General features: G+C 64.9%; 24 protein-coding genes. 21 read left to right on the top strand and 3 right to left on the bottom strand.

The genetic code is table 11. From position 1 onward, the window contains the following. Positions 1–20 precede the first annotated feature (20 nt). The 9 genes from ACH488_RS20175 to ACH488_RS20215 all read left to right on the top strand — a co-directional run bounded on the left by ACH488_RS20175 (position 21) and on the right by ACH488_RS20215 (position 13,361). On the top strand, positions 21–1,187 hold the full coding sequence (locus ACH488_RS20175; protein WP_397326348.1) for a Gfo/Idh/MocA family protein: 1,167 nt from the start codon (positions 21–23) through the stop codon (positions 1,185–1,187). Positions 1,188–1,415: 228 nt separating this feature from the next. Next, positions 1,416–2,462 carry a LacI family DNA-binding transcriptional regulator gene (locus tag ACH488_RS20180; protein WP_397326350.1) on the top strand — a complete coding sequence of 349 codons (1,047 nt, stop codon included), beginning with the start codon at positions 1,416–1,418 and terminating at the stop codon, positions 2,460–2,462. A 92-nt stretch (positions 2,463–2,554) separates the two neighbouring features. After that, entirely contained in the window at positions 2,555–3,955 is a 1,401-nt protein-coding gene (gene uxaC, locus ACH488_RS20185; protein ID WP_397326351.1) for a glucuronate isomerase, read from the top strand. Continuing rightward, positions 3,952–5,301, top strand: coding sequence for a mannitol dehydrogenase family protein (locus ACH488_RS20190; RefSeq protein WP_397326352.1), 1,350 nt, complete (start codon positions 3,952–3,954; stop codon positions 5,299–5,301). The genes uxaC and ACH488_RS20190 overlap by 4 nt, the downstream gene beginning before the upstream one ends. A 326-nt stretch (positions 5,302–5,627) precedes the next feature. Beyond that, positions 5,628–7,184, top strand: a complete 1,557-nt coding sequence (uidB, locus tag ACH488_RS20195; RefSeq protein WP_397326353.1) for a glucuronide transporter — start codon at positions 5,628–5,630, stop codon at positions 7,182–7,184. Positions 7,185–7,533: 349 nt separating this feature from the next. Beyond that, positions 7,534–8,763 carry a D-mannonate dehydratase ManD gene (gene manD, locus ACH488_RS20200; protein WP_397326354.1) on the top strand — a complete coding sequence of 410 codons (1,230 nt, stop codon included), beginning with the start codon at positions 7,534–7,536 and terminating at the stop codon, positions 8,761–8,763. Further along, entirely contained in the window at positions 8,753–11,044 is a 2,292-nt protein-coding gene (locus tag ACH488_RS20205) for a gluconokinase, GntK/IdnK-type (RefSeq protein ID WP_397326355.1), read from the top strand. Before manD ends, ACH488_RS20205 begins: the two co-directional genes overlap by 11 nt. 491 nt (positions 11,045–11,535) lie before the next feature. Then, positions 11,536–12,108, top strand: coding sequence for an orotate phosphoribosyltransferase (gene pyrE / locus ACH488_RS20210; RefSeq protein WP_397326356.1), 573 nt, complete (start codon positions 11,536–11,538; stop codon positions 12,106–12,108). Positions 12,109–12,212: 104 nt separating this feature from the next. After that, a complete protein-coding gene (locus ACH488_RS20215) occupies positions 12,213–13,361 on the top strand; it encodes an alpha/beta fold hydrolase (RefSeq protein WP_397326357.1) in 1,149 nt (382 codons plus the stop codon). Positions 13,362–13,363: 2 nt separating this feature from the next. Here ACH488_RS20215 and ACH488_RS20220 read toward each other — a convergent pair whose 3' ends face one another. Together ACH488_RS20220 and ACH488_RS20225 are read right to left on the bottom strand one after the other, a co-directional pair. Beyond that, entirely contained in the window at positions 13,364–14,044 is a 681-nt protein-coding gene (locus tag ACH488_RS20220; RefSeq protein WP_397326358.1) for a tyrosine-protein phosphatase, read from the bottom strand. 10 nt (positions 14,045–14,054) lie between these two features. Further along, a complete protein-coding gene (locus ACH488_RS20225; RefSeq protein WP_397326359.1) occupies positions 14,055–14,885 on the bottom strand; it encodes an HAD-IIA family hydrolase in 831 nt (276 codons plus the stop codon). Positions 14,886–15,176: 291 nt separating this feature from the next. Here ACH488_RS20225 and ACH488_RS20230 point away from each other — a divergent pair, with 291 nt between their 5' ends. The 5 genes from ACH488_RS20230 to ACH488_RS20250 all read left to right on the top strand — a co-directional run bounded on the left by ACH488_RS20230 (position 15,177) and on the right by ACH488_RS20250 (position 19,820). Beyond that, positions 15,177–16,361 (top strand): hypothetical protein, encoded by a 1,185-nt coding sequence (locus tag ACH488_RS20230; protein WP_397326360.1) that lies wholly within the window; start codon positions 15,177–15,179, stop codon positions 16,359–16,361. Between the two features lie 70 nt (positions 16,362–16,431). After that, complete coding sequence (locus ACH488_RS20235) at positions 16,432–17,133, top strand: TrmH family RNA methyltransferase (protein ID WP_397326361.1); 702 nt, start codon at positions 16,432–16,434, stop codon at positions 17,131–17,133. 183 nt (positions 17,134–17,316) lie between these two features. After that, complete coding sequence (locus tag ACH488_RS20240) at positions 17,317–18,201, top strand: hypothetical protein (RefSeq protein ID WP_397326362.1); 885 nt, start codon at positions 17,317–17,319, stop codon at positions 18,199–18,201. Positions 18,202–18,378: 177 nt separating this feature from the next. Then, positions 18,379–19,398 (top strand): class II fructose-bisphosphate aldolase, encoded by a 1,020-nt coding sequence (fbaA, locus tag ACH488_RS20245; protein ID WP_397326363.1) that lies wholly within the window; start codon positions 18,379–18,381, stop codon positions 19,396–19,398. Beyond that, a complete protein-coding gene (locus tag ACH488_RS20250) occupies positions 19,398–19,820 on the top strand; it encodes a DUF3151 domain-containing protein (protein ID WP_397326364.1) in 423 nt (140 codons plus the stop codon). Before fbaA ends, ACH488_RS20250 begins: the two co-directional genes overlap by 1 nt. A 215-nt stretch (positions 19,821–20,035) precedes the next feature. Here the strand turns inward: ACH488_RS20250 and ACH488_RS20255 are convergent, their stop codons facing one another. Continuing rightward, on the bottom strand, positions 20,036–20,668 hold the full coding sequence (locus ACH488_RS20255) for a uracil-DNA glycosylase (protein ID WP_397326365.1): 633 nt from the start codon (positions 20,666–20,668) through the stop codon (positions 20,036–20,038). A 365-nt stretch (positions 20,669–21,033) separates the two neighbouring features. Between ACH488_RS20255 and ACH488_RS20260 the strand changes: the two genes are divergently transcribed. The 7 genes from ACH488_RS20260 to ACH488_RS20290 form a co-directional block, all read left to right on the top strand. Continuing rightward, positions 21,034–21,651 (top strand): SipW-dependent-type signal peptide-containing protein, encoded by a 618-nt coding sequence (locus ACH488_RS20260; RefSeq protein ID WP_397326367.1) that lies wholly within the window; start codon positions 21,034–21,036, stop codon positions 21,649–21,651. Between the two features lie 3 nt (positions 21,652–21,654). Next, positions 21,655–22,329, top strand: a complete 675-nt coding sequence (locus tag ACH488_RS20265) for a SipW-dependent-type signal peptide-containing protein (protein ID WP_397326369.1) — start codon at positions 21,655–21,657, stop codon at positions 22,327–22,329. Next, positions 22,326–22,874, top strand: coding sequence for a signal peptidase I (locus ACH488_RS20270; RefSeq protein ID WP_397326370.1), 549 nt, complete (start codon positions 22,326–22,328; stop codon positions 22,872–22,874). The genes ACH488_RS20265 and ACH488_RS20270 overlap by 4 nt, the downstream gene beginning before the upstream one ends. Next, on the top strand, positions 22,861–23,817 hold the full coding sequence (locus tag ACH488_RS20275; RefSeq protein WP_397326371.1) for a hypothetical protein: 957 nt from the start codon (positions 22,861–22,863) through the stop codon (positions 23,815–23,817). The genes ACH488_RS20270 and ACH488_RS20275 overlap by 14 nt, the downstream gene beginning before the upstream one ends. After that, positions 23,814–24,344: a hypothetical protein gene (locus ACH488_RS20280; protein ID WP_397326372.1), complete on the top strand. Its 531-nt coding sequence runs from the start codon at positions 23,814–23,816 to the stop codon at positions 24,342–24,344. The genes ACH488_RS20275 and ACH488_RS20280 overlap by 4 nt, the downstream gene beginning before the upstream one ends. Positions 24,345–24,574: 230 nt before the next feature. After that, complete coding sequence (locus ACH488_RS20285) at positions 24,575–25,864, top strand: adenylosuccinate synthase (protein WP_397326373.1); 1,290 nt, start codon at positions 24,575–24,577, stop codon at positions 25,862–25,864. A gap of 46 nt (positions 25,865–25,910) precedes the next feature. Then, positions 25,911–26,221, top strand: a 311-nt coding sequence (locus ACH488_RS20290; RefSeq protein ID WP_397326374.1) for a transposase, incomplete at its 3' end; no start/stop codon positions are given.

The raw sequence follows: 26,221 nt of genomic DNA on the forward strand, positions 1-26,221 counted from the left end.
AACTGACGGAGATTGATTTCATGAGCAAGAAAGTACGCCTCGGCATCATCGGCCTGGGCCAGCAGGGCGGCGCCTACGCCAAGTTCATCAAGGACGGCATGGTCCCGAACATGGAAATCGGCGCCATCTGCGACACCGATCCGGCCAAGAAGGAACTCGCGGCTTCCCTTTACCCGGAAACACCGTTCTTTGACGACTACATCGCCCTGCTGGAAAGCGGTTCGGTGGATGCCGTGGTCACGTGCGTTCCGCACTACCTCCACCCCGAAATGGGCATTGAGTCCCTGAAGCGGGACATCCACGCCCTCGTGGAGAAGCCTGCCGGCGTCTACACCAAACAGGTCAAGGAACTCAACGAGTTCGCCGCCACCAAGCCGGAACTGACCTTCGGGATCATGTTCAACCAGCGCAACAATCCGCTGTACAAGAAGTTGAAGGAAATCGTCGACGGCGGCGAGATCGGCAGCATCCGCCGCACCAACTGGATCATCACCAACTGGTGGCGTCCGCAGGGCTACTACAACTCCAGTGAATGGCGTGCCACCTGGGGTGGCGAGGGCGGCGGCGTCCTGGTGAACCAGGCACCGCACCAGCTGGACCTGTGGCAGTGGATCTGTGGCGTTCCCAAGTCGGTGTACTCGAAGGTGGCGTACGGCTTCCGCCGTGACATCGCCGTCGAAGACGAGGTCACCGCCGTCGTGGATTATGGCGACGGCGCCACGGGCGTTTTCGTGACCGCCACCCACGACATCGTGGGAACCGACAGGTTCGAAATCCTGGGCGACCAGGGCAAGATCGTGGTGGAAGACAGCAAGACCGCCACCGTCACGCGCCTGGTCAAGCCTGAACGGGAGATCAGCGATTCCATGGGCATGGACGATGTCCGCAAGCTCTTCATGGGCCAGCTGAACCGCGAGGAGCTCTACTCCACCGAGGTCATCGAGTTCGAGTCCGTCTGGGGCGGCCAGCACGCAGGTGTCCTGGAGAACTTCGCCGCGAACATCCTGGACGGAACTCCGCTGCTCGCTCCGGGTTCCGACGGCATCAACGGCGTCCGCCTGGCCAACGCCATCCACCTCTCCAGCTGGACCGGCAAGGAAGTATCCCTGGACTTCGACGAGGACGAGTTCCTGCAGGAACTTAACAAGCGCGTCGCCGAAGAAGGCAAGTTCCCCGAACGCGCCTAACCCACCCCCTCCCGACGCTCTCTCACCGAATCCCCCTTCACGGTCGGCGCTCTCTCACTTTCCCCACGAAAGTGAGAGAGCGTCGGTCTTAATGGGGGAATCCGTGAGAGAGCGTCGGCCCTAATGGGGGAATCCGTGAGAGAGCGTCGGCGTGAAAGGGGCGGTAGGTGAGAGAGCATTTTGGCAACCGTCCAGCTTTTTGTTGCCATACGGCACTACGATGGTGCCGTGACTGAAGCGACGAACGCCGGAACCTCCACTGCACCCTCCAAGCGCGGCCGGGGAGAGAAGTCCTCGCCCACCATCTACGACATCGCCAAGCTTGCGGGAGTGAACCCCTCCACGGTTTCCCGCGCCCTCAGCAAGCCGGGCCGGGTCAGCGCCAAGACGCAGAAGATCATCGAGGACGCGGCCGAGCAGTTGAACTACCAGGTGAACCCCTTCGCCCGGGCGCTGCCGACGGGCCGGACGCAGACCATCGGCCTGATCGTCGCGGACATCACCAACCCCACGTTCTTCGACATCATCCGTGGCGCCGAGACCACGGGCGCGGCCCGGGATTACACGCTTGTCCTCGCGGAGTCGTCCGAGTCGCCCGAAACCGAAGTCACGGCGGCCCGGCGGCTGCTCGCTACCGTCGACGGGCTCATCCTTGCCAGCCCCCGGATGGACGACGACAACATCCGCTCGCTGGCCGGTGACAAGCCCGTCGTCGTGGTGAACCGGGACATCGACGGCGTGCCCTGCGTGGTCCCGGACGTCAACAAGGGCATCAGCGAGGCGGTGCGGAGCCTCGCCGCGAACGGTCATGAGCAGCTTGCCTACGTTGCCGGTCCGCCGCAATCCTGGATGACGGCCCGCCGTTGGGAGGGCGTTAAGGCCGCAGCGGAATGGTCCAAACTGACTGCCGTCCGCTTGGAGTCGAGCAAACCAACGGTCGACGGCGGCAGGCAGGTTGCGCGCGACGTGCTGGACAGCGGGGCCACCGCAGTCATCACCTACAACGACCTCATTGCCATCGGCTTGATGCAGGAGTTGCAGGCGGGCGGGATGCAGGTTCCCGACCAGATCAGCATTGTTGGGTTCGACGACATTTTCGGGGCGGATTTCACCACCCCCGCACTAACCACCGTGCGTTCACCGTTGCGGGAATGCGGTACCCGGGCCGTCACCATCCTCCTGGACCTGTTGCTGGGGCACGAGGCGCCGGCCCGGGCCGTCAGCGTCGAGACTGAGCTCGTGGTCCGGGGCTCCAGCGGCCGGCTGCTCAGCTAGCCCTTACTCCTCGTTGCATTGCCCAGTGCAACGACTTGGCAATTTTTGGCAACCGGTTGACAAAATGGCAACGTGAACCCGAAGATTGATCTATGTCACAGTCCCTTGCAGCCCACCCTGACCGGCTCCTGCCCGCAGATCCCGGGACGCGCAGCATCGCGCGGTCCTTGCTGGAGCGCGTCCAGGACCTGCCCATCATCTCCCCGCACGGCCACGTTGACGCCGCAGTCATCGAGCAGAACACGCCGTTCCCGGATCCCGCAGCGTTGCTGGTCAGCCCGGACCACTACGTCACCCGCTTGATCCACGCCGACGGTGTGCCCATGGATCAGCTTCACGCCAGTGAAACCCAGGGCTCACGTGAAGTCTGGCGCCGGTTCGTCGAGGCTTGGCCACTTTTCGAGGGCACGGCGTCCGGCTACTGGCTCCGCACCCAGTTCGAGCAGGTGTTCAGGCTCGGCGCGGACCTCTCCGGGATGTCCGCCGATGCCAGCTACGACGCCATTTCAGCGAAGCTCGTGGAGCCGGATTTCCGTCCCCGGCAGTTGTTCAAGGACTTCAACATCGAGGTCCTGGCCACCACGGATGATCCCCTGGGCAACCTCGCGAGCCATAAGGCGCTCACCGAGGATCCCACGTTCAACGGCCGCGTCCTGCCCACGTTCCGCCCTGATGCCTACCTCAACGTCGCGCACCCCACGTGGGCTGCGAACGTGGAGCGGTTGATCGAAACCGCGGCCGACGGCGGCACTGGCTACGCCGGCTACATCGCCGCCCTGGAAAACCGCCGTCGTTACTTCGTTGAGCATGGCGCGGTGTCCGCTGACCATGGCGTCCGCACGCCCGCCACCCTGAAGCTCGATGCCGCCGAAGCGGAGGCCCTGTTCGAGAAGGCACGCGCCGGCAAGGCCACGCCCGCGGACCGGGACGCGTTCGAGGCGCACATGATGTACCAAATGGCGCGCATGTCCGTGGAAGACGGCCTGGTGATGACCATCCACCCGGGCTCGTACCGCAACCATCACGGTCCCACGTTTGAGTCGTTCGGCGCTGACACCGGCCACGATATCCCGTTTGCCATTAACTACACCGAGGCAATCCGCCCGCTGCTGCAGGACTTCGGCACGGCCAAGGACTTCCACCTGGTGCTGTTCACCCTGGACGAGACCGTGTTTTCCCGCGAACTCGCGCCCCTTGCCGGCTTCTATCCATCCGTGTACCTCGGTGCGCCATGGTGGTTCCTCGATGCTCCGGACGCCATGCTCCGCTTCCGCTCGGCCGTCACCGAGACCGCCGGTTTCTCGCGCTCCTCGGGCTTCATCGACGACACCCGCGCTTTCTGCTCCATCCCGGCCCGGCACGACGCGTCCCGCCGCATCGAAGCGTCGTTCCTTGCTCGCTTGGTCGCTGAGCACCGCGTCAGCGAGGACCGCGCGCACGAGCTGATTCTCGACATTGTGGATGGCTCGCCGCGAAGGGTGTTCAAGCTGTGAGCGGGCTGCTTCGCCGGACCGATCCCGCCGCCCCCGTCCGCATCGTCCACCTGGGCCTCGGGGCGTTCCACCGCTCCCACCAGGCCTGGTACACCCAGCATGCCGGGGATGCGGGGGAGTGGGGCATCGCCTCCTTCACTGGAAGACGACCGGACGCCGCCACGGTCCTGGCTGCCCAGGATGGCCTGTTCACTGTGGTGGAACGTTCGGATTCCGGGGACTCCTTCGAGGTTGTGGGCAGCATTGTCGAGGCCGTTGATGGGGCCGATGTTGCCCGGTTCGTTGAATTGCTCGCCGCTCCCTCCACCGCCGTGGTCACCCTCACCATCACCGAAGCCGCTTACGGTCTGGGCGCCGACGACCTTCCCGTCCTGCTCGCCGGAGGGGAACCCACGACGCCGATGGGCCGCTTGGTGGCGGGCCTCGCCGCCCGCAAGACGAACGACGCCGGACCGCTCGCCGTCGTCAGTTGCGACAACCTCTCCGACAACGGAAACGTAGCCCGGAACGGGGTTCTCTCGTTGGCTCGCGAGTTCGACGCTGCGCTTGCTCTTTGGATAGACATGAACGTGAGCTTCGTCAGCACCTCGGTGGACCGGATCACGCCGCGGACTACCGCTTCCGATATCTCCGCCGTGGCTGCCGCGTGTGGCTACCGGGACGAGGCACCTGTGGTCACCGAGCCCTTCCACAATTGGGTGCTGAGTGGCTCCTTCCCCGCCGGGCGACCGCGTTGGGAAGACGCCGGAGCCGTGTTCGTGGACGACATCGAGCCGTACGAGAACCGCAAGCTCTGGCTCCTCAACGGCGCACACTCGATCCTGGCCTACGCCGGGCAACTCCGCGGGCACACCACCGTGGCCGAAGCCTTGGCCGATCCCGTATGCCGCGACGCCGTGGAGGAATTCTGGGACGAAGCATCGCGGCACCTCCCCGGAGAAGAACTTCGCATCACCGAATACCGGGCTGCCTTGCTGGAGCGCTTCGGGAACTCCCGGATCGCCCACCACCTCGCCCAAATCGCACTCGATGGCAGCACCAAGCTGCGGATGCGGGCCGTCCCGGTGCTTCGCGCGGAGCGAGCCGCCGGCCGAACCGGGAAGGCCGCGGCCCGGATGATCGCGGTGTGGGCTGCCTTCCTGGCCGTACAATCTGGCTTGCAGGACCCCCTGTTGGACGCCGTAGCTCAAGCGTCACTCCTGTCCGGTCAAGCCCGAACGTCGGCGCTGTTGGCGCTGCTCGACGCCGAGTTGGCCAGGGATGCGGACGTGGTGGCGCTGGTCCACGAGCTCGGCGAGGGCTTCGCTGGCGTGTCCGCTGAGGCAGGCTCGGGGACGGCCGCGTAGCCCTCAAAGCACCTTCATCTCGCCCTTTGATTGGCCCAGGCCGCCGGTAAACCCGGGTTGCCTGGGCCTTTCTGCGTTGTGTGGCCCGCTTTGCGGGGCATTTCGTGGGTTTGGGGCGCAAAGCGGGCCCCGCAAGGTGGGTGCCCGGCTCCGGCAAGCAGGAACGGGCCGAAACGTGCTGAAGCAATTTGCGGCAACCGATTGCCAAACCTTTGCCAACGTGACTAGAATTACATCAGCTGCAGGCCGGGCCCAAAGCTCCAGTGGCTCACAACGACTGTTGAGACGCCCGGCACGCAATGACGCAATGGGTAAAGGAGCCCGCATTGAACAAGCTCAGCAAACTCAGCATCCTCGGCTACGGAGCCGGTGATGCCGCCAACAACCTGGCCTTCACCACGGCCACCATGTTCCTCTTGGTCTACTACACCGACGTTGCCGGCATCTCGGCGGCGGCAGCAGGCACGCTGCTGCTGGTGGTCCGGGTGTTCGACGCCTTTGCCGATGTCTTCGCGGGCCGCCTCGTGGACCGCAGCTACAGCAAGCGCTTCGGTAAGTTCCGCCCCTTCATCATGTTCGGTTCCATCCCGCTGCTGCTTCTGAGCGTCGCAACGTTCTCCGTTCCGCAGATCGGCGAGACGGGCACCCTCCTCTACGCTTACGTCACCTATGCCGCGCTCGGCCTTGCGTATTCCCTCGTGAACATTCCCTACGGCTCACTCGCAGGGGCCATGACGCAGGATCCGGGCGACCGCGCGAAGCTGGGCTCGGCCCGCATGGTCGGCGCGCTGTTGGTCGGCTCAGGCTTGGGCATCTTCGTGGCCCCGCTCATCAAGCCAGGCGCCAACCTCCAAGGGCTCTTCACCACCATCACGCTGGTTTTCGTGGTGATCGGCGCGGCCCTCTACTTCTTCACGTTCGTCACAGCCAAGGAGCGCGTGCACCGCTCGGTTCCCAAGGTTTCGTTCAAGCAAAGCATGGACACCCTGAAGACCAACCGCCCGCTGCTTATGCTGTGCCTGAGCTCGTTCCTGTTCCTCACGGGCTACATGGCCTTGTCCTCCGTGCAGCTCTACTACCTGCGCGATGTCCTGGGCCGCTTGGACCTGTACGCCGTCATGTCCATCGTCCAGCTGGTGATGACGTTCGTCCTCGCCGCCTTCATGCCCCGCCTGGTCCACGCATTCGGCAAGAAGACCGTCTACGTTGCGGCCGGTGCCTTGAGCGCAGTTGGCGGGGCGATCATTTTCTTCACTCCGGCGAGTATGACCTGGATCGGTTTCTCCGGGCTGCTGGTCAGCATGCTGGGCGTGATGGCCGTGAGCATCGTGGTGTGGGCGCTTGAAGCCGACACTGTGGAGTACGGCGAATGGAAGACCGGCGTCCGCACCGAGGGCATCACTTATGCCCTGTTCTCCTTCACCCGCAAGACGGGGCAGGCCGTCGGCGGCGCCCTCGCTGCTTACGCCCTCGCCATGGGTGGCTACAAGTCCGGAGCGGCCCAGACTCCGGAGGCTGTGATGGGTATCCAGTTCGCAGCTGGCGCCTTGCCGGCCATCATGGTGGTCCTGGCAATCGCGGTCATGGCCAAGTACGAGCTCACCGACGCCATGCACGCTGAGATCGTCAACGAAATCAAGGCGCGTCGCACCGCTGAGGCAGGCGGCGCGGCGGAGGAGCCTGGCGCCGAACCAAAAGACCCCAGTCTCCTGGCGTCCAGCGCACCCCATGACCACACGTCTCGGGACGGCGCCCGGCAGGACCGTGCACCTCGGGACAACGCACCCCAGGACAGTGCACCCCAGGACAACGCACCCCAGGGCAGTGCGCCCCAAGATAGCGCGCCCCAAAGCAACGCCGCTGGGGCGGGAGGTCGCCGCTGAGGCCGGGCACGCCGCCGTCGTGAATCACGACGGCGGGCTGCCGGGCATGGCGGGTGAGCGCCGCGGGGTTGCGTCCAAACCCTCAGGCGGCTTGGCGCGGCCGGGCCTCTGCCCGAACGGGCGCACTCGCCGGGGTCAGTTCTCCGACCGGCACCCCCAAATCCCGTTGACAGCACCAGTCGTCAATCCTTAATTTGGCAACCGATTGCCAAAAACTGCCAATCGTTTTACACTCAATTCCAATCAACCTCTCGCCGAGGGGCTTGCTCCCGGCTTCCACACATTCGAAGTCTTTCCACCACCAAAGAGCCGAGATCCCACCCTTCGCGGCCCGAAAGGACCCTTGATCATGAAAATCATTGCCGCTGACGTCTTTGTGACCAGCCCGTCCCGTAACTTCGTTACGCTCCGGATCACCACCGAGGACGGGGTGACCGGTATCGGTGACGCGACCCTGAACGGCCGTGAACTCGCCGTTGCTGCGTACTTGAAGGAGCACGTCGCGCAGCTGCTGATCGGCAAGGACCCGCACCGGATCGAGGACACCTGGCAGTTCCTTTACCGTTCCTCGTACTGGCGCCGCGGTCCCGTGACCATGGCCGCGATTGCCGCCGTAGACATGGCGCTCTGGGACATCAAGGGCAAGATGGCCGGCATGCCGGTGTACCAGCTCCTGGGCGGTGCGTCCCGCAACGGGTTGCGCGCCTATGGCCACGCCTCCGGTTCGGATATTCCCTCGCTGTTCGATTCCGTCCGGGAGCACCTGGAACTGGGCTACAAGTCGATCCGTATCCAGACCGCGATCCCGGGCATCAAGGCCGTGTACGGTGTCGCCGCGCAGGCCCAGGCCTCGGGGGAGCGCTATGACTACGAGCCCGCCGGGCGTGGTGCGTTCCCGCAGGAAGAAGACTGGGACACCCGGGCGTACCTGCGGCACCTGCCGACCGTGTTCGAGGCTGTCCGGAATGAGTTCGGCCCGGAAATCCCCCTCCTGCACGATGGCCACCACCGCATGACGCCCATCCAGGCCGCGAAGCTGGGCAAGGCCCTGGAACCGTACGACCTGTTCTGGCTCGAGGACTGCACCCCGGCCGAGAACCAGGAGGGCCTGCGCCTGGTCCGCCAGCACACCACCACCCCGCTGGCCATCGGGGAAATCTTCAACACGGTGTACGACTACCAGACGCTCATCAAGGAACAGCTGATCGATTACGTCCGTGCCGCGTCCACGCACTTTGGTGGCATTTCCCCGTTGAAGAAGGTCATGGACTTCGCCGCGCAGTACCAGATCAAGTCCGGCTTCCACGGCCCCACGGATATCTCCCCGGTGGGGTTCGCCGCGCAGCTGCACGTGGGCCTGGCTATCCACAACTACGGCATCCAGGAGTACATGCAGCACTCGGACAAGACCAACGAGGTCTTCCAGCAGTCCATGACCTTCAAGGACGGCTACCTGCACCCAGGCGATGAGCCCGGCATCGGCGTTGAATTCAACGAGGAAGCTGCGGCGGCTTACCCGTACCAGCAGGCCTACCTGCCCTACAACCGCCTCGTGGACGGCACCGTCCATGACTGGTGACCCGTCAGTGAACGACGGCGGCACCCGCCAGAGTGCCCCCACCCGCCACATTGTGGTGATGGGCGTGGCCGGGTGCGGCAAGAGCACCGTCGGTGCAGCCGTCGCCGAGCGCCTCGGCGCGGAATTCATCGACGGCGACGCGCTGCACCCTAGAGCGAACATCGACAAGATGGCTGCCGGAACGCCCCTCAACGACGACGACCGGGCACCTTGGCTGGCCAAAATCGGCAGGCGATTCTCGACGTCGGACGCTCCCTTGGTGATTGCTTGCAGCGCGCTCAAACGCGCGTACCGGGACATCATCCGCTCCGGGGACCCCTCCGTGGCGTTCGTTCACCTGCACGGCACCCGGGAACTGCTGAACGAACGCATGAACTCCCGCCCGGGCCACTTCATGCCAGCCTCGCTGCTGGACTCCCAGCTGGCTACCCTTGAACATCTCCAAGCCGACGAAGAAGGAGTGGTTGTGGACATCGAAACGCCCGTGCAGCAGATCGTTGACCAATCCGTGGAGTCGCTGCTCGGCCCGCGGGATGATGCCGCCAGGTTCCTGGTGGACCTCAAGGCCGCGCCATTCAACCTGGACGATTCCGCCGTGAAATGGGTTGAATCCACGCTGGCGTCCATGACTCTCGAAGAGAAAATCGGGCAACTTTTCATTAACCACAACAACGACTACTCGCCCGAGTACCTCGACGGTGTCCTGGAGAACTTCCATGTGGGTGGCATGCGGTACCGCCCCGGTCCGTCCGCGGCGGTGCAGGAACACATCCGGTACGCGCAGTCCAAGACGCGGATTCCGTTGTTGGTGGCATCGAACCCGGAGATGGGCGGCGCGGGAAGCTGCGATGACGGCACGTTCGTCTCCACGCACCTGCAGGCCGGTTCGCACCCGGACAAGTCGATCGCACGCCGCATGGGCGAGGTTGCCGGCGTCGAAACCGCTGCCCTTGGCTGCAATTGGGCATTCGCGCCGATCGTGGACATCCACTACAACTGGCGGAACACCGTCATCTCCACGCGCGCCTTCGGCAACACCCCGGAGATTGTGGTGGAGCGGGCCAAGGAGTACTTCGACGGCATCAGCGAGTCGCCCACGGTCTGTGCCATGAAGCACTTTCCCGGCGACGGAATCGACGAGCGCGACCAGCACGTAGTCACCTCCTACAACACCCTGGGCTACGAGGAATGGAACCGCACGTACGGGCACGTGTACCGGGAGATGATCGGGCACGGCGTGCAGTCGATCATGGTGGGGCATATTGGTGCGCCCGAGGTTTCCCGGCATTTCCGCCCCGGGTTGGCGGACGCGGAGATCCGTCCCGCGACGCTCGCGCCTGAGCTGCTGCAGGACCTGCTTCGCGGCGAACTGGGCTTCAACGGCCTGGTGCTCACGGACGCTTCGCTCATGGTGGGCCTGACGCAGGCCATGAAGCGGCGCGACCTGGTGCCCGCGACGATTGCCGCCGGTTGCGACATGTTCCTCTTCTTCCGCAACCCGGAGGAGGACTTCCAGTTCATGCTCGATGGCTACAAATCGGGCGTCATCTCCGATTCCCGCCTTGAAGATGCCTTGCGGAGGATCCTCGGGCTGAAGGCGAGCCTGGGGCTGCACGTTCGCACCCAGCTGGTTCCACCAGCGGAAGGGCTGGCTGTGATCGGCAGCGAAGCCCACAAGGCGATCGCCGCTGACATCGCGGACAAAACTGTCACCCTGGTCAAGGACACCGCCCACAACCTGCCCATCACGCCGGAAACCCACAAGCGCATCCGGCTTTACGGCATCTCGGGTGGGGCGGACTTCACACGGGCCGATCCGCTGGCCTATCTGGACACTGTCAAGGAAGAGCTCGAAGCCGCGGGGTTTGCGGTTGACGTGTTCAAGACGGCCGAGCAGCGGGAAGCCGCGGGGGAGGCGGGCATGAACTTCATGCGGGTCCTCTCCGAGGAAGCCACTGCCGACTACTCCGAGCGTTATGATGCTGCCTTCGTTTTCGCCAACGTGAAGGGTTTCGCGCAGGAAGCGGCCATTCGTATCAAGTGGTCCTCGCCCATGGCTGCCGAGATCCCCTGGTACGCCACGGAGGTGCCCACGGTGTTCGTTTCCTTGAACCAGCCGAACCACCTGATCGACGTGCCCATGGTCAAAACCGCCATCCACGCCCACGCTGGGACGCTCGAAGCAATCCGTGCCACCATCCAGAAAATCCAAGGAAAGTCCGAATTCCAGGGAACGTTCAACGAGAACGTCTTCTGCGATTCGTTCGACACCCGCCTCTAGCTCCTGGCTCTCAGCCGGGAGGCTTTGATACGGGGGCGCGCCCTCCCCGCCATCACGGAGGACGCGCGGAATGCCCGGTACTGCCCACAAGGCCGTGCCGGGCATTTTCCATTCCGGCGTCACGATCCGGAGGGCCGCGTCTCTCACCTAAGTGAGGCCTTAGAGCCTGACGGAGCTTGATGGGAGTGTCGATCTGCAGTGCAGGAAAAAGGTAGAAGAGCGCAGCTGGGTTTGATCCTGCTGGGAAGTCATGTGTTTGTTGGATCGGCGACCGGCCTTGTCGTCTCGGGGTGGATGGCCGATGACTACCACTTGCACACAGACCAGACCCTCCTGCATCCTTTGTGGCTTGGCCTTATGAGCGGTGCCCTTCTTGCTGTTGTCGGTGTGCTTTGGCGGGGCCTGCGGCGTCGGGCACTTGCCAGGGCTTTCGCGACGAGGGGCGCGGGGGCCGCTCAGAACGGCTACCCACCTTCCGTAGAATAGGAGCCATGACTTCCTCGCCTGAGACCTCCGTTGCCCGCGCCCGCCTTCTTGAACTCATCAAAGAACTGGCGGTGGTCCGCGGGAAGGTGATCCTCTCCAGCGGGAAGGAAGCCGACTACTACATTGACCTCCGCCGCATCACCCTCCACCACGAAGCCTCCAAACTGGTGGGCCAGGTCATGTTGGCAATGATTGACGACGCCGGGATCCCGCTTGAGTGCGCTGGCGGGCTCACCATGGGTGCCGACCCCGTCGGTACTGCCGTGATGCACGCCGCCGTTGACGCAGGCCGCGTGGTTGACGCGTTCGTTGTCCGCAAGGCACAGAAGTCGTACGGCATGGGTCGCCAGGTGGAAGGTCCTTCCGTTGAAGGCCGCAACGTGGTGGTCCTCGAGGACACCTCCACCACCGGCGGGTCCGCGCTGACCGCCGTCGAAGGTGTCCGCAAGGCGGGCGGCAACGTAGTGGCCGTCGCCGTGATCGTGGATCGCAACACTGGCGCCAAGGAAAAGATCGAAGCCGAAACCGGCGTTCCGTACCTCTTCGCGTTCGGCAAGGACGAACTCGGCCTCGACTAAGGAAAATGCGGCAGGGGGCGCCCTCAAGGGCGCATCCTACGGGCATCCGCGGTGCACTTTCCACGGGGCTGTAAGGCCGTGCTTTCGAAGCCTATGCTTGCTGCGTGGGCGTTCAGGTAGGGAAACTTCCGGCACCGCCGGAAGTAGAGGAAGACCTCCCGCTGCCCGCCACGCCTGCACCGGGCCCTGAGCCCGGAGCGGGGACGGAGCCGGCGGAGGATCCGGGTTCATGGGCCCGGATCCTGCCTTATGCTGCCCGGTTGAAGAAGACGTCCCGACGTAACTTCCTCATCACCGCCGGCGCCTCTGCCGCGCTCGCGGGGGACATGCTCTTCACCCGCCATGTGCAGGCCGAACGCCGCGCTCCGAAGATCCTCCGCGTTCCGGACTCCTTCGCGGACCTGTACTTCCCGAAGGCCAGTTGGATCCTCTTTCCGGGTTACAAAACCAGCTGGGAAGAGGCCCAGTGGATTCTCAACTCACTGCGGCCTGCCCTGCACCAGCGGGGACGCCTGGCCGCCGTCGGATACTCCAACCTGGGGTTGGACGTTGACGAGGTTGTCCGCGAACTCGTCCTCCACGTCCGCGAGCTGGGCCTGGAGAAGCTGTACTTCTACGGCCACAGCTTCGGCGGGATGCTGGCCACACAGGTCGCGGCCCGCTTGCTGGAATTGCACGGTGTGGAAACCGAACTGATCGTCCTGGATTCCAGTCCCTTCAGCCGGGCCGATGTCTTGGACCAAAGCTGGTTCGACGGCGTGGTATTCCTTTACGAGAACGGCTTCCGCATTCCGTCGGTCCTCCGCGGCGGCTACGAATTGGGGGAGCGGCTGGTCCATAAGGACGAGCGCTCCTGGCGGCAGATCCTGGACCAAACCGCCGAGCAACTCTCGCCGATCGCGCCGTCGAGTGTGCTGGTCCAGACTGAGTCCGCCTACATCTACCATTTCGATGGGCTGCGCTTCGTGGGAAAGCTGGGCCCGGCAAAGATGGCCTACATGGGCAACTCAGCTGATGCCACCGTGAACTACGTGACGGCCCGTGCCGGGTGGAGCAGGGTGTTCGCCGAGAACATGAAGCTGCCCATCCTCAGTACCGAGGGAGCACGGCCGGCCCACGCCAGCCCACAATGGAACGCTGATGTCTACAGGCCGTTGTTGGAGCATGTGCAAAACCAGTTGGAGCCGTTGCCTGCCACCCCCGAAGAGCCGTCCTACAAGGAACCGAACGGCCGGATTATCCGCCCGGCATAGGTCTAGGAGCCGTGGCGCAGGGTTTCAACCTCGACGGCGGTCAGGCCCGCCTCGCGCAGGAAGGCGCCGGCGTCGCCGAACTCGCGGGCAAAACCAACCAGGAAATGCCGGATGGCAGCTTCCGGGCTTTGCAGGATCATGAGATCGGGGCTGAAGTATTGGGCCGGGGTTGAAGGTACGTGCAGCCGCCACGTGGCAGCCATGGTTTCCAGAACGCTAGGCAGGTTGGCAGTGGTTGCCGTGTAGTCGTTCACCACGGCTTCGTTTGAAGCGCCGGAGGCCATGAGCGCCAAGGCCGACACCACACCCGTCCGGTCCTTGCCCAAGGAGCAATGGATCAAAGTCCTTTTTCCTTGCGCCACAGGTCGCAGCGCATCCGCAGCCCATTCAGGCCGGATACGGAGCCAGCCCAGGTAGAGATCGCCCAAATCTTCCGGCGTCTCCACAGCCTGCAGCGATCCGGCAACTGCGTTGGGATCCAGCGGGTTGTTGATCAGTTCCGGCGAGCCCTCGCTGACCAACCACGGAACCATGGTCCGCTCGAGTTCGCTTCGGAGGTCGACGATGGCCTGGATGCCGTGTTCCGCCAAAAAATCCGACGTTGACGCGGCATCCAGGCCAAATGGCTGGCTCCCCCTGAGAATCCGGCCGCCGGCCAGGGGACGCAGATTGAGCACAGCCATGGTGGAGTCCTTAGATCTGGCTCTTGAGGTCGGCCACGGAGTTCAGGACCTGGTTGGGCCGGAACGGGAAGGACACGATCTCATCGCGCTGGGTGATGCCGCTGAGGACCAGGACGGTGTGGAGGCCCGCTTCCATGCCCGCGATGATGTCCGTGTCCATGCGGTCGCCGATCATGGCGGTGGTTTCGGAGTGGGCATCGATCTGGTTCATGGCCGAGCGGAACATCATGGGGTTCGGTTTGCCCACAATGTACGGTTCGCGGCCGGTGGCCTTGGTGATCATTGCCGCGATGGCGCCCGTCGCGGGGAGGGGGCCGTCCTTGGAGGGGCCGGTGGCGTCCGGGTTGGTGGCGATGAAGCGGGCGCCGGCCAGGATGTGGCGGACTGCCATGGTGATTGCCTCGAAGGAGTAGGTGCGGGTTTCGCCGAGGACCACGAAGTCGGGGTCGGTGTCCGTGAGGATAAACCCGGCCTCGTGCAGGGCGGTGGTGAGGCCTGCTTCGCCGATGGTGTAGGCGCGGTTTCCGGAGTCCGAGGACTTGACCTGGTCCTTAAGGAACTGGGCCGTGGCCAGGGCAGAGGTCCAGATGTTTTCTTCCGGGATCTCAAGTCCGGAGGCGCGCAGGCGTGCTGCCAGGTCCCTGGGGGTGAAAATCGAGTTGTTGGTCAACACGAGGAAGCGCTTGGAGGTATCCACCCAGCGCTGGATGAGCTCGGCGGCTCCGGGGATTGCCTGGTTTTCGTGGACCAGTACGCCGTCCATGTCCGTCAGCCAACACTCGATTTCATGGCCGTTGCGGTACACGGAGTCGGACGTCTGGGGCGTGGATTCTTCTGCCATATTTGCCTCCGGCTGGGATTGTTCATGCACTGCGTCCCAGTCTTTCATTATTCGGACCGCCAGACACCCCGGGGTCTTGCTATGTGGATAGATCTCCCCATGCCGAAAGCGGACTTTGACTTGCGGCCACCTCCCTCGGCTGCACTACCCTTGTGGCTGCGCAGGCGTCCCGCAACCGTGGATCGGGGGATCGACACGGTGACTTCAGAGGCGTCGGCGCGGACCAGGTCCCCTGTTCTGATCGCCATACCGGCATCGCAAGACGCCGGTCTCCTGAAAGGGCCCTGCCACATGAGCAACACCAACGGAGCGCCGCCTCCCTACAACCCCGACGGCGTTCCCCAGCCGCGCTATGACACCAGCCAAGGGCAGTATCAGCAGTACCAGCCAGGCCAGGCGCAGCCGATGTACAGGCCGGAGGAAGAACACCGGGCCAGCCCTCAACAAGCATCGGGCAACCCCCACGAAGCCCCCACGCAGGCGTTCCCGGCGCAGCCTGGGTACCCCGGCCAGAACGAGGCCCCGACCCAGGCGTTCCCAACCCAGCCCGGCGGCGCAGGCCAGCCCCCGTACCCCGGCCAGCCCGGCGGACCCAACCCCAACCCCGGCGGCCACAACAAGAAGGCGCTGTTCCTGATCCTCGGCGGGATCGCCGTCGTCGTGGTTATTGCGCTGGTGGTGGTCTTCGCCTGGCTGATCCCTTCGGCTGCCAAGCCCGTGGCCGTGGACACCGCCACGCCAAGCGCGGAGGCCAACGATGCTGCCTCGGACCCCTCCGCAGAAGCGGACCCTTCCGGGGAGGCCGAGCCATCTGCGGAAGCCGAGCCGTCAGCGTCCTCGGACATCCCCGCCGGCGCCATCCCGCTCCCCGCAGGGTGGGACCAACTGGCAGGCCCCAGCAACGTGCCCGCGGACGGCGATCCGTTGTTCAGCAAGTGGGTGACGGGCGAATCGTCGTTCCAGTACCTGGCGGAATGGACGCACGACGAGTCGTTCGGCATCACCAAGGACCCCTCCACTGGCGAGGAAATCCAGAAGAAGGCCCAAGGCACCACTGAAACCGATGGCGACGGCATCGCGGTGGCATACGCCTTCTTCGCTGAATCCGACGAAGGGAAGTTCGGCAAGGATCCCGCCGATGTCAAGAAAGCCATCACGGACATCGAAGCCCGCTACAAAGGCATGACCGCCACGGAATTGCCGCAGAACCTGGTGGGCCACAAATGTGCGTCGGACTTCAAGACCACCATGCCGGAGACCCGCGAATTCCGCCGCGGGGCAGCTGTGGTGGTCGGGTTCACGTGCACCAACGCCCGTGGCGAAGAGATCCAGGCCGTCAACCTGTTCTCCGTCACGCCGTGGGGTACCCCGCAGATGCTGGGCGTGAGCGGACACAAGACCTACTGGGACGCACACCCGGGCCTCATGCAACAGTTGGCCAACTCCTACCGCATCAACAAGTGGAAGGTGGGCTAGCCGCCCCGTTCGGCTGGGCGGGCACCGGGCACCGGGCACTGGGCACTGGGCGCGCGGCTAAAGTTGAAGGGTGACTGACCTCCCCCCTGAAGCCTTCGGGCCCAACGCAGCCCAGCCCGCCCCTGACGCAACCCCCGCGGAAGGCGAGGCGGAAGCGAAGGCGGAGGTCGGCGTCGGGCCTTGGGAAGGCGAGTGGCCCGAGGGCGAGCACTGGGACCCGGACCTGCTGCGCGACGGCGACCGCCGCAACGTGGTGGACCAGTACCGTTACTGGAAGCACGACTCGATCGTGGCGGACCTGGATTCCAAGCGCCACGACTTCCACATCGCGATCGAGAACTGGCAGCACGACCTCAACATCGGCACCGTGGTTCGCACCGCGAACGCCTTCCTCGCCAAGGAGGTCCACATCATCGGACGACGGCGGTGGAACCGTCGCGGGGCCATGGTCACCGACCGCTACCAGCACGTCCGCCACCACCCGACCGTTGAGGATTTTGTCCAGTGGGCGGAGGCGGAGGGGCTCGCAGTGATCGGGATCGACATCTTCCCGGATTCGGTGCCGCTGGAGACCTACGACCTCCCGCAGAAGTGCGTGCTGGTCTTCGGACAGGAAGGTCCGGGCCTCACGCCGGAAGTGCACGATGCCGCCGTCGCCACGCTGTCCATCGAGCAATTCGGCTCCACGCGCTCCATGAACGCCGCCTCCGCCGCAGCCATTGCCATGCACGCCTGGGTGCGCCGGCACGTGTTCAACCAGAAGGTGTCCTAGCACCCCCCGCCGAGATGGCATTTAATGCCAATCCGGAGCGCCGGGATTGTCATTAAATGGCAACTCGGCGGGGTGATCGCGGCGGGAGCTGTGGATAACCCGGCAGGGTGCCTTGCGGAATAGCAACAATGGGGAATGCGCAGGAAAGAACTACCGGAGCACCTCACATCAGGTTCATTCTCCGTGCGCGCATCGGACAAGGCTGGCGTACCCCGGTCGCGGACCCACGCCAACGACCTGCTCCTGGTTTCCAGGGGTATCCGGGTGCCCGCCGCGTCCGATGCTTCCGGAGCTGCAGCCCTGCGCGCCTACACAGACCTTGACGACACCTCGGTGCTCGTATCCCTCACTGCGGCAAGAATCTGGGGCATTCCCTTGCCTGGTCACTGCAATGGTGATTGGCGTATACACGTCGCCCGCCGTAGGGGGTTCAGCTTTCCCCGCCGCGTGAACGTGGTGGGCCACCTGCTAACTCTCCTTCCGGAGGAGGCCGTTGAGCACGACGGCGTCAGGCTCACCTCGCCTGCCCGGACATGGTTGGACCTGGCCTCGCGATTGACCGTGGATGACCTGGTGGCTGCCGGTGACCACCTGGTGTGCTCCCACGGCGCGGAGTTCCCTGTTCCAAAGGCGGCTTTGTGCAGACTTGACGAGTTGGCCGCGATCGCGGAACGCCATCCTGGCATGCGCGGAGTGCGGGTCGCGAGGGCAGCCCTCGAGCTCATCCGCGTAGGGGCAGACTCGGCGCCGGAATCACACATGCGGCTGTCGCTGGTCAACGCAAACCTGCCAGAGCCCGAATTGAATCACGTGGTGCGCAACAACCTGGGCCAGGCGGTCCTCTGGCCGGACGGAGCGTACCGGGAGTTTAGGGTCTCACTCCAATACGACGGGCAGCATCACGCTGGCCCCGAGCAGCATCTGAGGGACATTGAACGCCAGGAAAGATCGCTTGCCCACGGCTGGTTGGAGGTCCGCATCTCCAAGCGCGACCTCGAAGGTGAGCGGCCCGCCGTCGTACATAAAGTTCGCCGCGCGCTGATCAGCCGAGGTTGGTCGCCGAAGTGACAGTTAATGACAATGTCAAGGCTCAGGACTGTCATTAAATGCCAACTCGGCGCCACTGTTACCAGCCCGCGTGACCGGAAACACGGCGCCCGGATGGTTGTCGCTAGGATGGTGCTAGCCGTAAGCGGTCTACTCCAGGGTCACCAACCCACAGACGAATTCAGCATAGGAGTCACCATGCCCATTGCAACCCCAGAGATTTACTCCGAGATGATCGACCGCGCAAAGGCTGGCGGATTCGCCTTCCCCGCGGTCAACGTGACGTCGTCGCAGACTCTGAACGCTGCGATCCGCGGTTTCGCCGAGGCCGAATCCGACGGCATCATCCAGGTTTCTACCGGTGGCGCTGCCTACTGGTCCGGCGCCTCCGTCAAGGACATGGTGGCCGGTTCCCTCGGCTTCGCCGCGTTCGCCCGCGAAGTTGCCAAGAACTACAACGTCAACATTGCCCTGCACACGGACCACTGCCCGCAGGACAAGCTCGAGGGCTTCGTCCTCCCACTGCTGGCCGCTTCCGAGGAAGCCGTCAAGGCCGGCAAGGACCCCATCTTCAACTCCCACATGTGGGACGGCTCGCACGAGACGCTTGAAGACAACCTGCGCATCGGGCGCGAACTGCTGCAGCGCGCGGCTGCCGCCAAGATCATCCTCGAGGTGGAAATCGGTACCGTCGGCGGTGAAGAAGACGGCGTGGAGAACGAGATCAACGACAAGCTCTACACCACCACCGAGGACGCCCTGGCTACCATCGAAGCCCTGGGCGCCGGCGAGAACGGCCGCTACCTGACTGCTCTCACCTTCGGCAACGTGCACGGCGTTTACAAGCCGGGCAACGTCAAGCTCCGCCCGGAACTGCTCAAGCAGATCCAGGCCGAGGTGGGCGCCAAGATCGGCAAGGAAAACCCCTTCGACCTCGTCTTCCACGGCGGTTCGGGCTCCACCGAGCAGGAAATCGCCGACGCTGTGTCCTTCGGTGTCATCAAGATGAACATCGACACCGACACCCAGTACGCCTTCACCCGTCCGGTGGCCGGCCACATGCTCGCCAACTACGACGGCGTGCTGAAGGTTGACGGCGGCCTGGGCAACAAGAAGACCTACGACCCCCGCGTCTGGGGTGCTTCGGCTGAAGCCGGCATGGCAGCACGCATTGTCGAGGCCGCCCAGCAGCTCGGATCGGCTGGCAAGACGTTCTAATGTCCGACGAATTCCGGAAGAACCTCATGGGGCCGGAGCCCACGCTCCTGCCCGCCGAAACCGATGTGTACCAGCACCTTGCCCTCGGCAAGGAAGCACTGGACCTCGTGGCGCAAAACCCCACGTCGTCCCTCCTGTGGGCCATCCTCGCAGAGGAAGCCTGGGCCGAAGGCCGGACCATCGAGTCCTACGCCTACGCCCGTGTTGGCTACCACCGCGGCCTGGACTCGTTGCGCCGGAACGGTTGGCGCGGCGTCGGACCCATCCCGTGGGAGCACGAACCCAACCAGGGCTTCCTGCGTGCGCTCTACGCGCTGGGCCGTGCTGCAGCCGCCATCGGTGAAGCAGACGAGCCCCAGCGGATCGAGCAGTTCCTGAACGATTCTGACCCGAAGGCCAAGGCAGCGATCGAAGCCCGGTAGTTCAAAAGCAACGCGGGGTCACTTAGGGCCCATCCCGGACGGGATTATGGGCGCTAAGAGACCCCGCGTTGGTTCAAACGACGACGGCGACCCTCACCGAAGTGGTGAGGGTCGCCGTCGTCGTTTACCCGCCCAAGTAGCTGGCAGTAGTGGTTGCTATGAGCGAAGCGCTCAAAACAACAACAAATGCGAGCCAGTTGGGGAAAAGGCGGGAACTAGGCCTTGCGGGGGATGCCCGTGCGTGCCATGGCTTCGGCGTAAGCGGCGTGGATGGCGTCGAGGTATTCCTGCTGGCGCTCGGGGGTTCCGGCGAAGGAACGGCCACCGAGCGAGCGGACCTTGAACGTCTTGAAACCGCGGCGGGCGATGCTCGCAGGGGCGGCCTTCATGAGCTGGTCCGCCAGGCGGTGTGCCTCGTTGCCGTGTGCCACCAGTGCGGACGTGCGCGGCAGGAGCTGGAGCAGGCGCAGGAGCGGCTTGAGGCCCTCGGTGATGTTGGCGGGGGTGAGCTTGCCGGGTTCCTCGTTGGGTTCGATCCACGGGTAGGCGTTCCACGGAATGACGTATTCCGGACGCAGGCCCAGCTGCCACTGCATGCCGAGCATGCGCGTGGTGGCCTCGTCATCCCCGGGCTTGATGAAGCCTTCGCCGGACGTGGTGCGCTGGTTGGAGAAAAGGCTGACGATGCGGCAGTCGTCCATGCTGTGCGCGGGGTCGATGTAGAGGACCTCGCTGCCTGGCTTCTGTTCCTTGAGGGAATCGCACAGTCCATTGACCTCGGCGATGTGGTCTTCGTAACGGCGGTTCCAGAGGAGTTGTTCGGGTGAGTCAATCGCCAGGTCTTGCATCAGAAGTTTGGTCTCCTAGGTGTCACAGCGCGCACCAATCGAACCGGCCGCGGACATGGCGCAGCGGACGCTCAAAGGGTGCTGTTGGGGGCTGGTTAACCTTACCGGACTGTGGAGGTGGTAGTGTCCCGCCTCCGGCGTGCCGATAGATTAAGACGCGGCGTGTTGCGGCCCGGCGTGGCGGAGATCTCGCTGGCAGCAGGATCCTCCCAACGAAACATTTCCGCAGGTCAGCAGTCTTACCGTTGACTTTGCCCCAGCCAAATGATGGGTTGTTAGCAACGGTTTTGGGGGAAACCAGTACGGGCCCCCATATCCCGGCTCCCTGGCCGGGCCGCCGCAAACATCTACCGTGGGGGTACAAAGTGGTTGCAACACATGAAGCATCGCCGGACATCGATCAACGCCCAAGCAATGCTCCAAGAATCCGGGCCATCCTGGCCGGCGGCCTGGTCCTGGGAGTAGGTGCCGCCATCACACTGGCTGCCTGGAACGACTCCGAATTCGCACAAGGCACCTTCACGGCAGGCGCCTTCAACCTCCAAGGAAGCACCGACGGCACCACCTTCGCGGAGCACCCCGTCGGCTCGCCGGCCACGTTGAGTTTTACGGCGAACCCGGGCAACCTCGCACCCGGCGACGTGGTCACCGCGCCCTTCGCCGTGCGGTTGGATGACTCGACCACCAACGACGCAACCGTCACTCTTTCCACCGAGGCGTCCACCGGTTCCCTGACCGGTCTCACGTACTCACTGACACGCTCGACGGCGTTCGGTTGCGGCGAGGCGGTCACCGGCACCTTGGTGACTGCCGGCCAGGCATTGGGCACGACGCCGGGGAGCGTCACCTTCGCGCTGACGCAAGGCGCAGGGACCGACCCGGGAGATGCCGTAAACCTCTGCTTCAGGATCACGGCAGATACCAACCTGGTTCAATCCCAAACCGGGACCACCACCTGGGAGTTCGCGGCGGAATCCCAGTGATCCATGGGCATCCAACACTCAACGACGCGCCGCGGAAAGAGGCAGCGGCGCGAGGTGTTCCTGCGGCTCCGGGCACTCCTTGCCGGGGCCTTGGCGCTGGGCGTTGGTGGCTCGGTCACCTTGGCGGCGTGGACTGACAGCGACTATGCCACGGGGACCTTCGGCGCCAGCGTCTTTGTCACCGAATCCAATGTCACCAAGCCCTACAGTGCGGCCGGAGCGTGGAGTACCAATGACGTGGCGCCTGGCGGGGCCCTGGTCTTCACCGCTACCGCGATGAGCCCCGGGACGGTTGCCTACGCACCATTTGCCATCCGGACCAAGGCGAATTCCGTAGCCGGAGAAGTGGTGCTTGGCGTTCCTGCCGTCACCAGCAGCGGAACGGGCACCTCGGACCTTGGAGCCGCATTGCGGTACCGGGTGGTCCGCTCAGCCACGTGCGACGCTTCCGCCTTTACCGGGACGCCCGCCTTCGTGGTGGGCAGCGACGGGACCAAGCCCTTCACGCAGGGGCAAGCGGCCGGCGTCGTGAATCCGCTGGCGGCTGCCACCGCAACATTGCCGGGGGCGCCCACGCAGTTCTGCTTCGAAGTGACGCTGCCCGTGGGGGCGAACAACGCCCTCCAGGGCCAGACGGCGACGGCCACCTGGCAGTTCACGGCTGCCTCGAGCTCATGAGCAGCAGTCCCTGGCCCCGCCGGCTCCGCGAGGGCCTGTTGAACATCGCGGCCGCCGGTGGTGCCGTGTGCATCCTGGCCGTCCTCGCCGCCGTCGTGTTCAATATCTCCCTGGTCCTGTTCAAGACCGGCTCCATGTCCCCGGCGATTCCGGCAGGGTCGTTGGCGCTGGTCCGCGAGGTACCGGCCGCGGATGTCCGGGTGGGGGACGTTGTCACCGTGGACCGCGCCGGGAAGCTGCCCATCACACACCGCGTGCAGACCATCCAGCCCGCGGAAGGGGAATCCCGGACCATCACCATGAAGGGCGACGCCAACGCCCAGCCAGACCCCGCACCCTACGTCGTGGAACGGGTCCGCGTCGTGCTGTGGTCCGTCCCCGGGCTCGCTTACCCGCTCGCCGCCGCCGCAAATCCAGTTGTCCTCGGCGCCACCACGGTAGCCGTTGCAGCGCTGGTGACCTGGGTGATGTGGCCCAGGTCCCGGCGCCGGCCGCGTGCGGAACAGCAAGGTGGGCGCAAAGGCGGGCGGCATGCGGCTGCGTAGTTGGGGGTTCGGCGTGGCAGGGCTGGCGGTGCTGGTAGCGGCAGCATTCCCTGCCGGTGCTGTGGCGTCGTCCGGCGCGGCTTGGCTGGTTGCGCCCGGCGTGGCGACACCGACGCCGGACGGCTCGCCTGGCGTCCCGCCGTCAGGCTGGTTGGAGCTCGACGGCGGACCGGCCAGCCAGGTGCACCAGCTCACCCCCGGCGGCACTGCCCACTGGACGGTGGACGTGAAAGTCCAGGGTGAGCCGGCCAGCGCCTTGGAAGTGTGGCTGGAACCCGGTTCCGTTACGGCGGAAGAGCAAGTGCTTCGCGATCACCTCAGCGTGGAACTGCAGGCCTGCGGGCAACCGTGGGTGGACGGTGCTTGTGCCGGAGGGCTGCAGGAGTTGCTGGAACCCACCGCGCTCGCCGATGCCGAGGGCGCACGGGTGCAACTGGAGCAGCCCGGGCCCGATGGTTCCCTTGGTACGTACGTGCTTGTCACGGCCTCGCTCGCCAACGATGCCCCGCAGGAAGTCCAGGGAATGCAGACGCGCCTGGTCTTGGGTGTCCACGGCGCGGGCGATGATCTTGGCGGCGCCGGCTCGGGTGGTGAAGACGGGCCGCCCGGAGGTGCCGGCTCAAGTGGCGGTGCTGGCTCGAGTGGCGGCGGCGGCTCAAGTGGCGGTGCTGGCTCCGGTGGCGACGCCGGCAGCGGTTCCGGGGATGGCAGCCACAGTCCCGGCGGCTCCGGGGCGAACCACCCAACCGCACCAGGGCAGGGAACCCAGGCGCCGCCGTCGGGCATTCTTTCCGAAACCGGTGCCAAGCTGGCCGGGTTCGCACTGCTGGGCGCGCTCGCTGTCGGCGCAGGCTTCGCGTTGTCCGGCCTGCGGGGCGGGACGGGACTGCGGGGCGGGAGAGGATTGCGGGCTGGGGCGGGTTTCCGGGGCGGGCGCGCATGAGGGCGCGCTTGGTGCTGGCCGGGCTGGCCGTGGCGCTGGGGATGGTGTTGTCCACAGCAAACCCTCCGGCGGTCACCGAAGCGGTGTGGGAGCGGAACGCCTATGCGACAGGCAGCTTTGGCACCGTCACCATTCCGGCACCGACGCTCAACGGCCAGTGCACCTATAACCCGGGGCCGCTGGGACTGAACTCGTATGTGCGGATCTTCTGGTTGCCACCGGCGGGCTACACCCTGGCCCAGGCCGAGATGCAGGCGTCCACGAGCGGGCTGGGCTCCGCCCTGGCCCCCTTGACCGGATACAACCTGGCTACGAACACCACGGGGGATGCCACCACTGGGTACGTCACGGACGTCCGGACCAACCTGCTGGGCGGACTCCTGGGCCTGGGGACTGAGCTTCAGCTGGCGATCGTGATCAAGGATCCCACCACCGGGTGGACCTCAAAATCCGCCTCCGTGGCGTCCAACGCCGGCCTGATTGGCGGGCTTGGCGGGAACTGCAGGAACCTGCCTGCGGGTTCCTGATGCCGTACAAGACCGCAAGCCGCCCCGCCGCCATCAAAACTTCACGCGACCGCCGTCGAACGCTCCTTGACACCAGACTTTCAGGGCTCATCGGCTAAACTTGGCTGGTAAGAGCCCCGAACCTCTTGCGTTGGCTGCCGTCCTGGTGGCCACACCGGTAACCTCGGGGCATTCTCATGTACGGCGCCCAGCCACAGCGGCTCGGCCCGAAAAGAATGGGGGAGGATCCCATGCCCGCAATCGTGATCGTCGGAGCCCAGTGGGGCGACGAAGGCAAAGGCAAAGCAACCGACCTGCTCGGTGGCCGCGTTGACTACGTGGTCAAGCCCAACGGCGGAAACAACGCCGGGCACACCGTGGTTGTTGGCGGTGAGAAGTACGAGCTCAAGCTCCTTCCCGCAGGCATCCTGAGCCCCAACGCCATTCCGATTATTGGCAACGGTTGCGTGGTGAACCTCGAAGCACTCTTCCAGGAGATCGACGGCCTCGAAGCCCGCGGCGCCGATACCTCCCGCCTGCGCGTATCCGCCAACGCCCACCTGGTTGCGCCGTACCACCAGGTTCTGGACAAGGTGACCGAACGCTTCCTTGGCAGCCGCGCCATCGGAACCACCGGCCGCGGCATTGGCCCCGCCTACATGGACAAGGTGGCCCGCCTGGGCATCCGCGTCCAGGACGTCTTCGACGAGTCCATCCTCCGCCAGAAGGTGGAAGGCTCGCTGCGCCAGAAGAACGAACTGCTGGTCAAGATCTACAACCGCCGCAGCGTTGTGGTTGAAGAGATCGTGGAGTACTTCCTGTCCTTCGCCGAGCGCCTGCGCCCGCTGGTCATCGACAGCACCCTCGAGCTCAACAACGCTTTGGACGAGGGCAAGGTAGTGCTTATGGAAGGCGGCCAGGCAACGTTCCTGGACGTGGACCACGGCACCTACCCCTTCGTCACCTCCTCCAACCCGACGGCCGGCGGCGCTTCCGTGGGTTCCGGCATTGGACCTACCCGCATCTCCCGCTCCATCGGCATCATCAAGGCCTACACCACGCGTGTTGGTGCCGGCCCGTTCCCGACGGAACTCTTCGACGAGATGGGCGTGTACCTGCAGAAGACCGGCGGTGAGTTCGGCGTGAACACCGGACGCCCCCGCCGCTGCGGTTGGTACGACGCCGTCCTGGCCCGCCACGCCTCCCGCGTCAACGGCTTCACGGACTACTTCGTCACCAAGCTGGACGTGCTCACCGGCATCAAGCAGATTCCCGTGTGCGTGGCCTACGACGTTGACGGCGTCCGCCACGACGAGATGCCCATGACTCAGACCGAGTTCCACCACGCCGTGCCCATCTTCGAGTACTTCGACGGCTGGACCGAGGACATCACCGGCGCCCGGACCCTGGAGGACCTCCCCGAGAACGCCCGCAACTACGTGCTGGCCCTCGAGAAGCTCTCCGGCACGCGCTTCTCCGCGATCGGCGTCGGCCCGGACCGCGACCAGACGATCGTGGTGCACGACCTGATCAACGACTAGGGCGTGTCTCCTAAATATCGGGCGCTGTAGCGGGGATCCTTGATGGGTGTCTCGTACTTCTGTTTTGACTGATGGGCAGTGGGCCCGCATTCAGCCGTTGCTGCCGTCCTCTGTTGGCCGCCGGGGTCGTCCTTTCCGGGACGACCGCCGGGTCGTTGAAGGCATCATCTACAGGTACCGGTGCGGGATCGCCTGGCGGGATGTGCCGGCGGAATTCGGCCCGTGGCAGACGATCTGGAAGCGTCACCGCCGCTACAGCGGTGACGGAACCTGGGACAGCATCCTGGCCGCGCTGCTGACGGCCGCGGATGCCTGTGGTGAAGTGGATTGGTCCGTCTCGGTGGACTCGACGGTGAA

This window comes from Paenarthrobacter sp. NPDC018779, assembly GCF_044391085.1.
Taxonomy (GTDB): domain Bacteria; phylum Actinomycetota; class Actinomycetes; order Actinomycetales; family Micrococcaceae; genus Arthrobacter.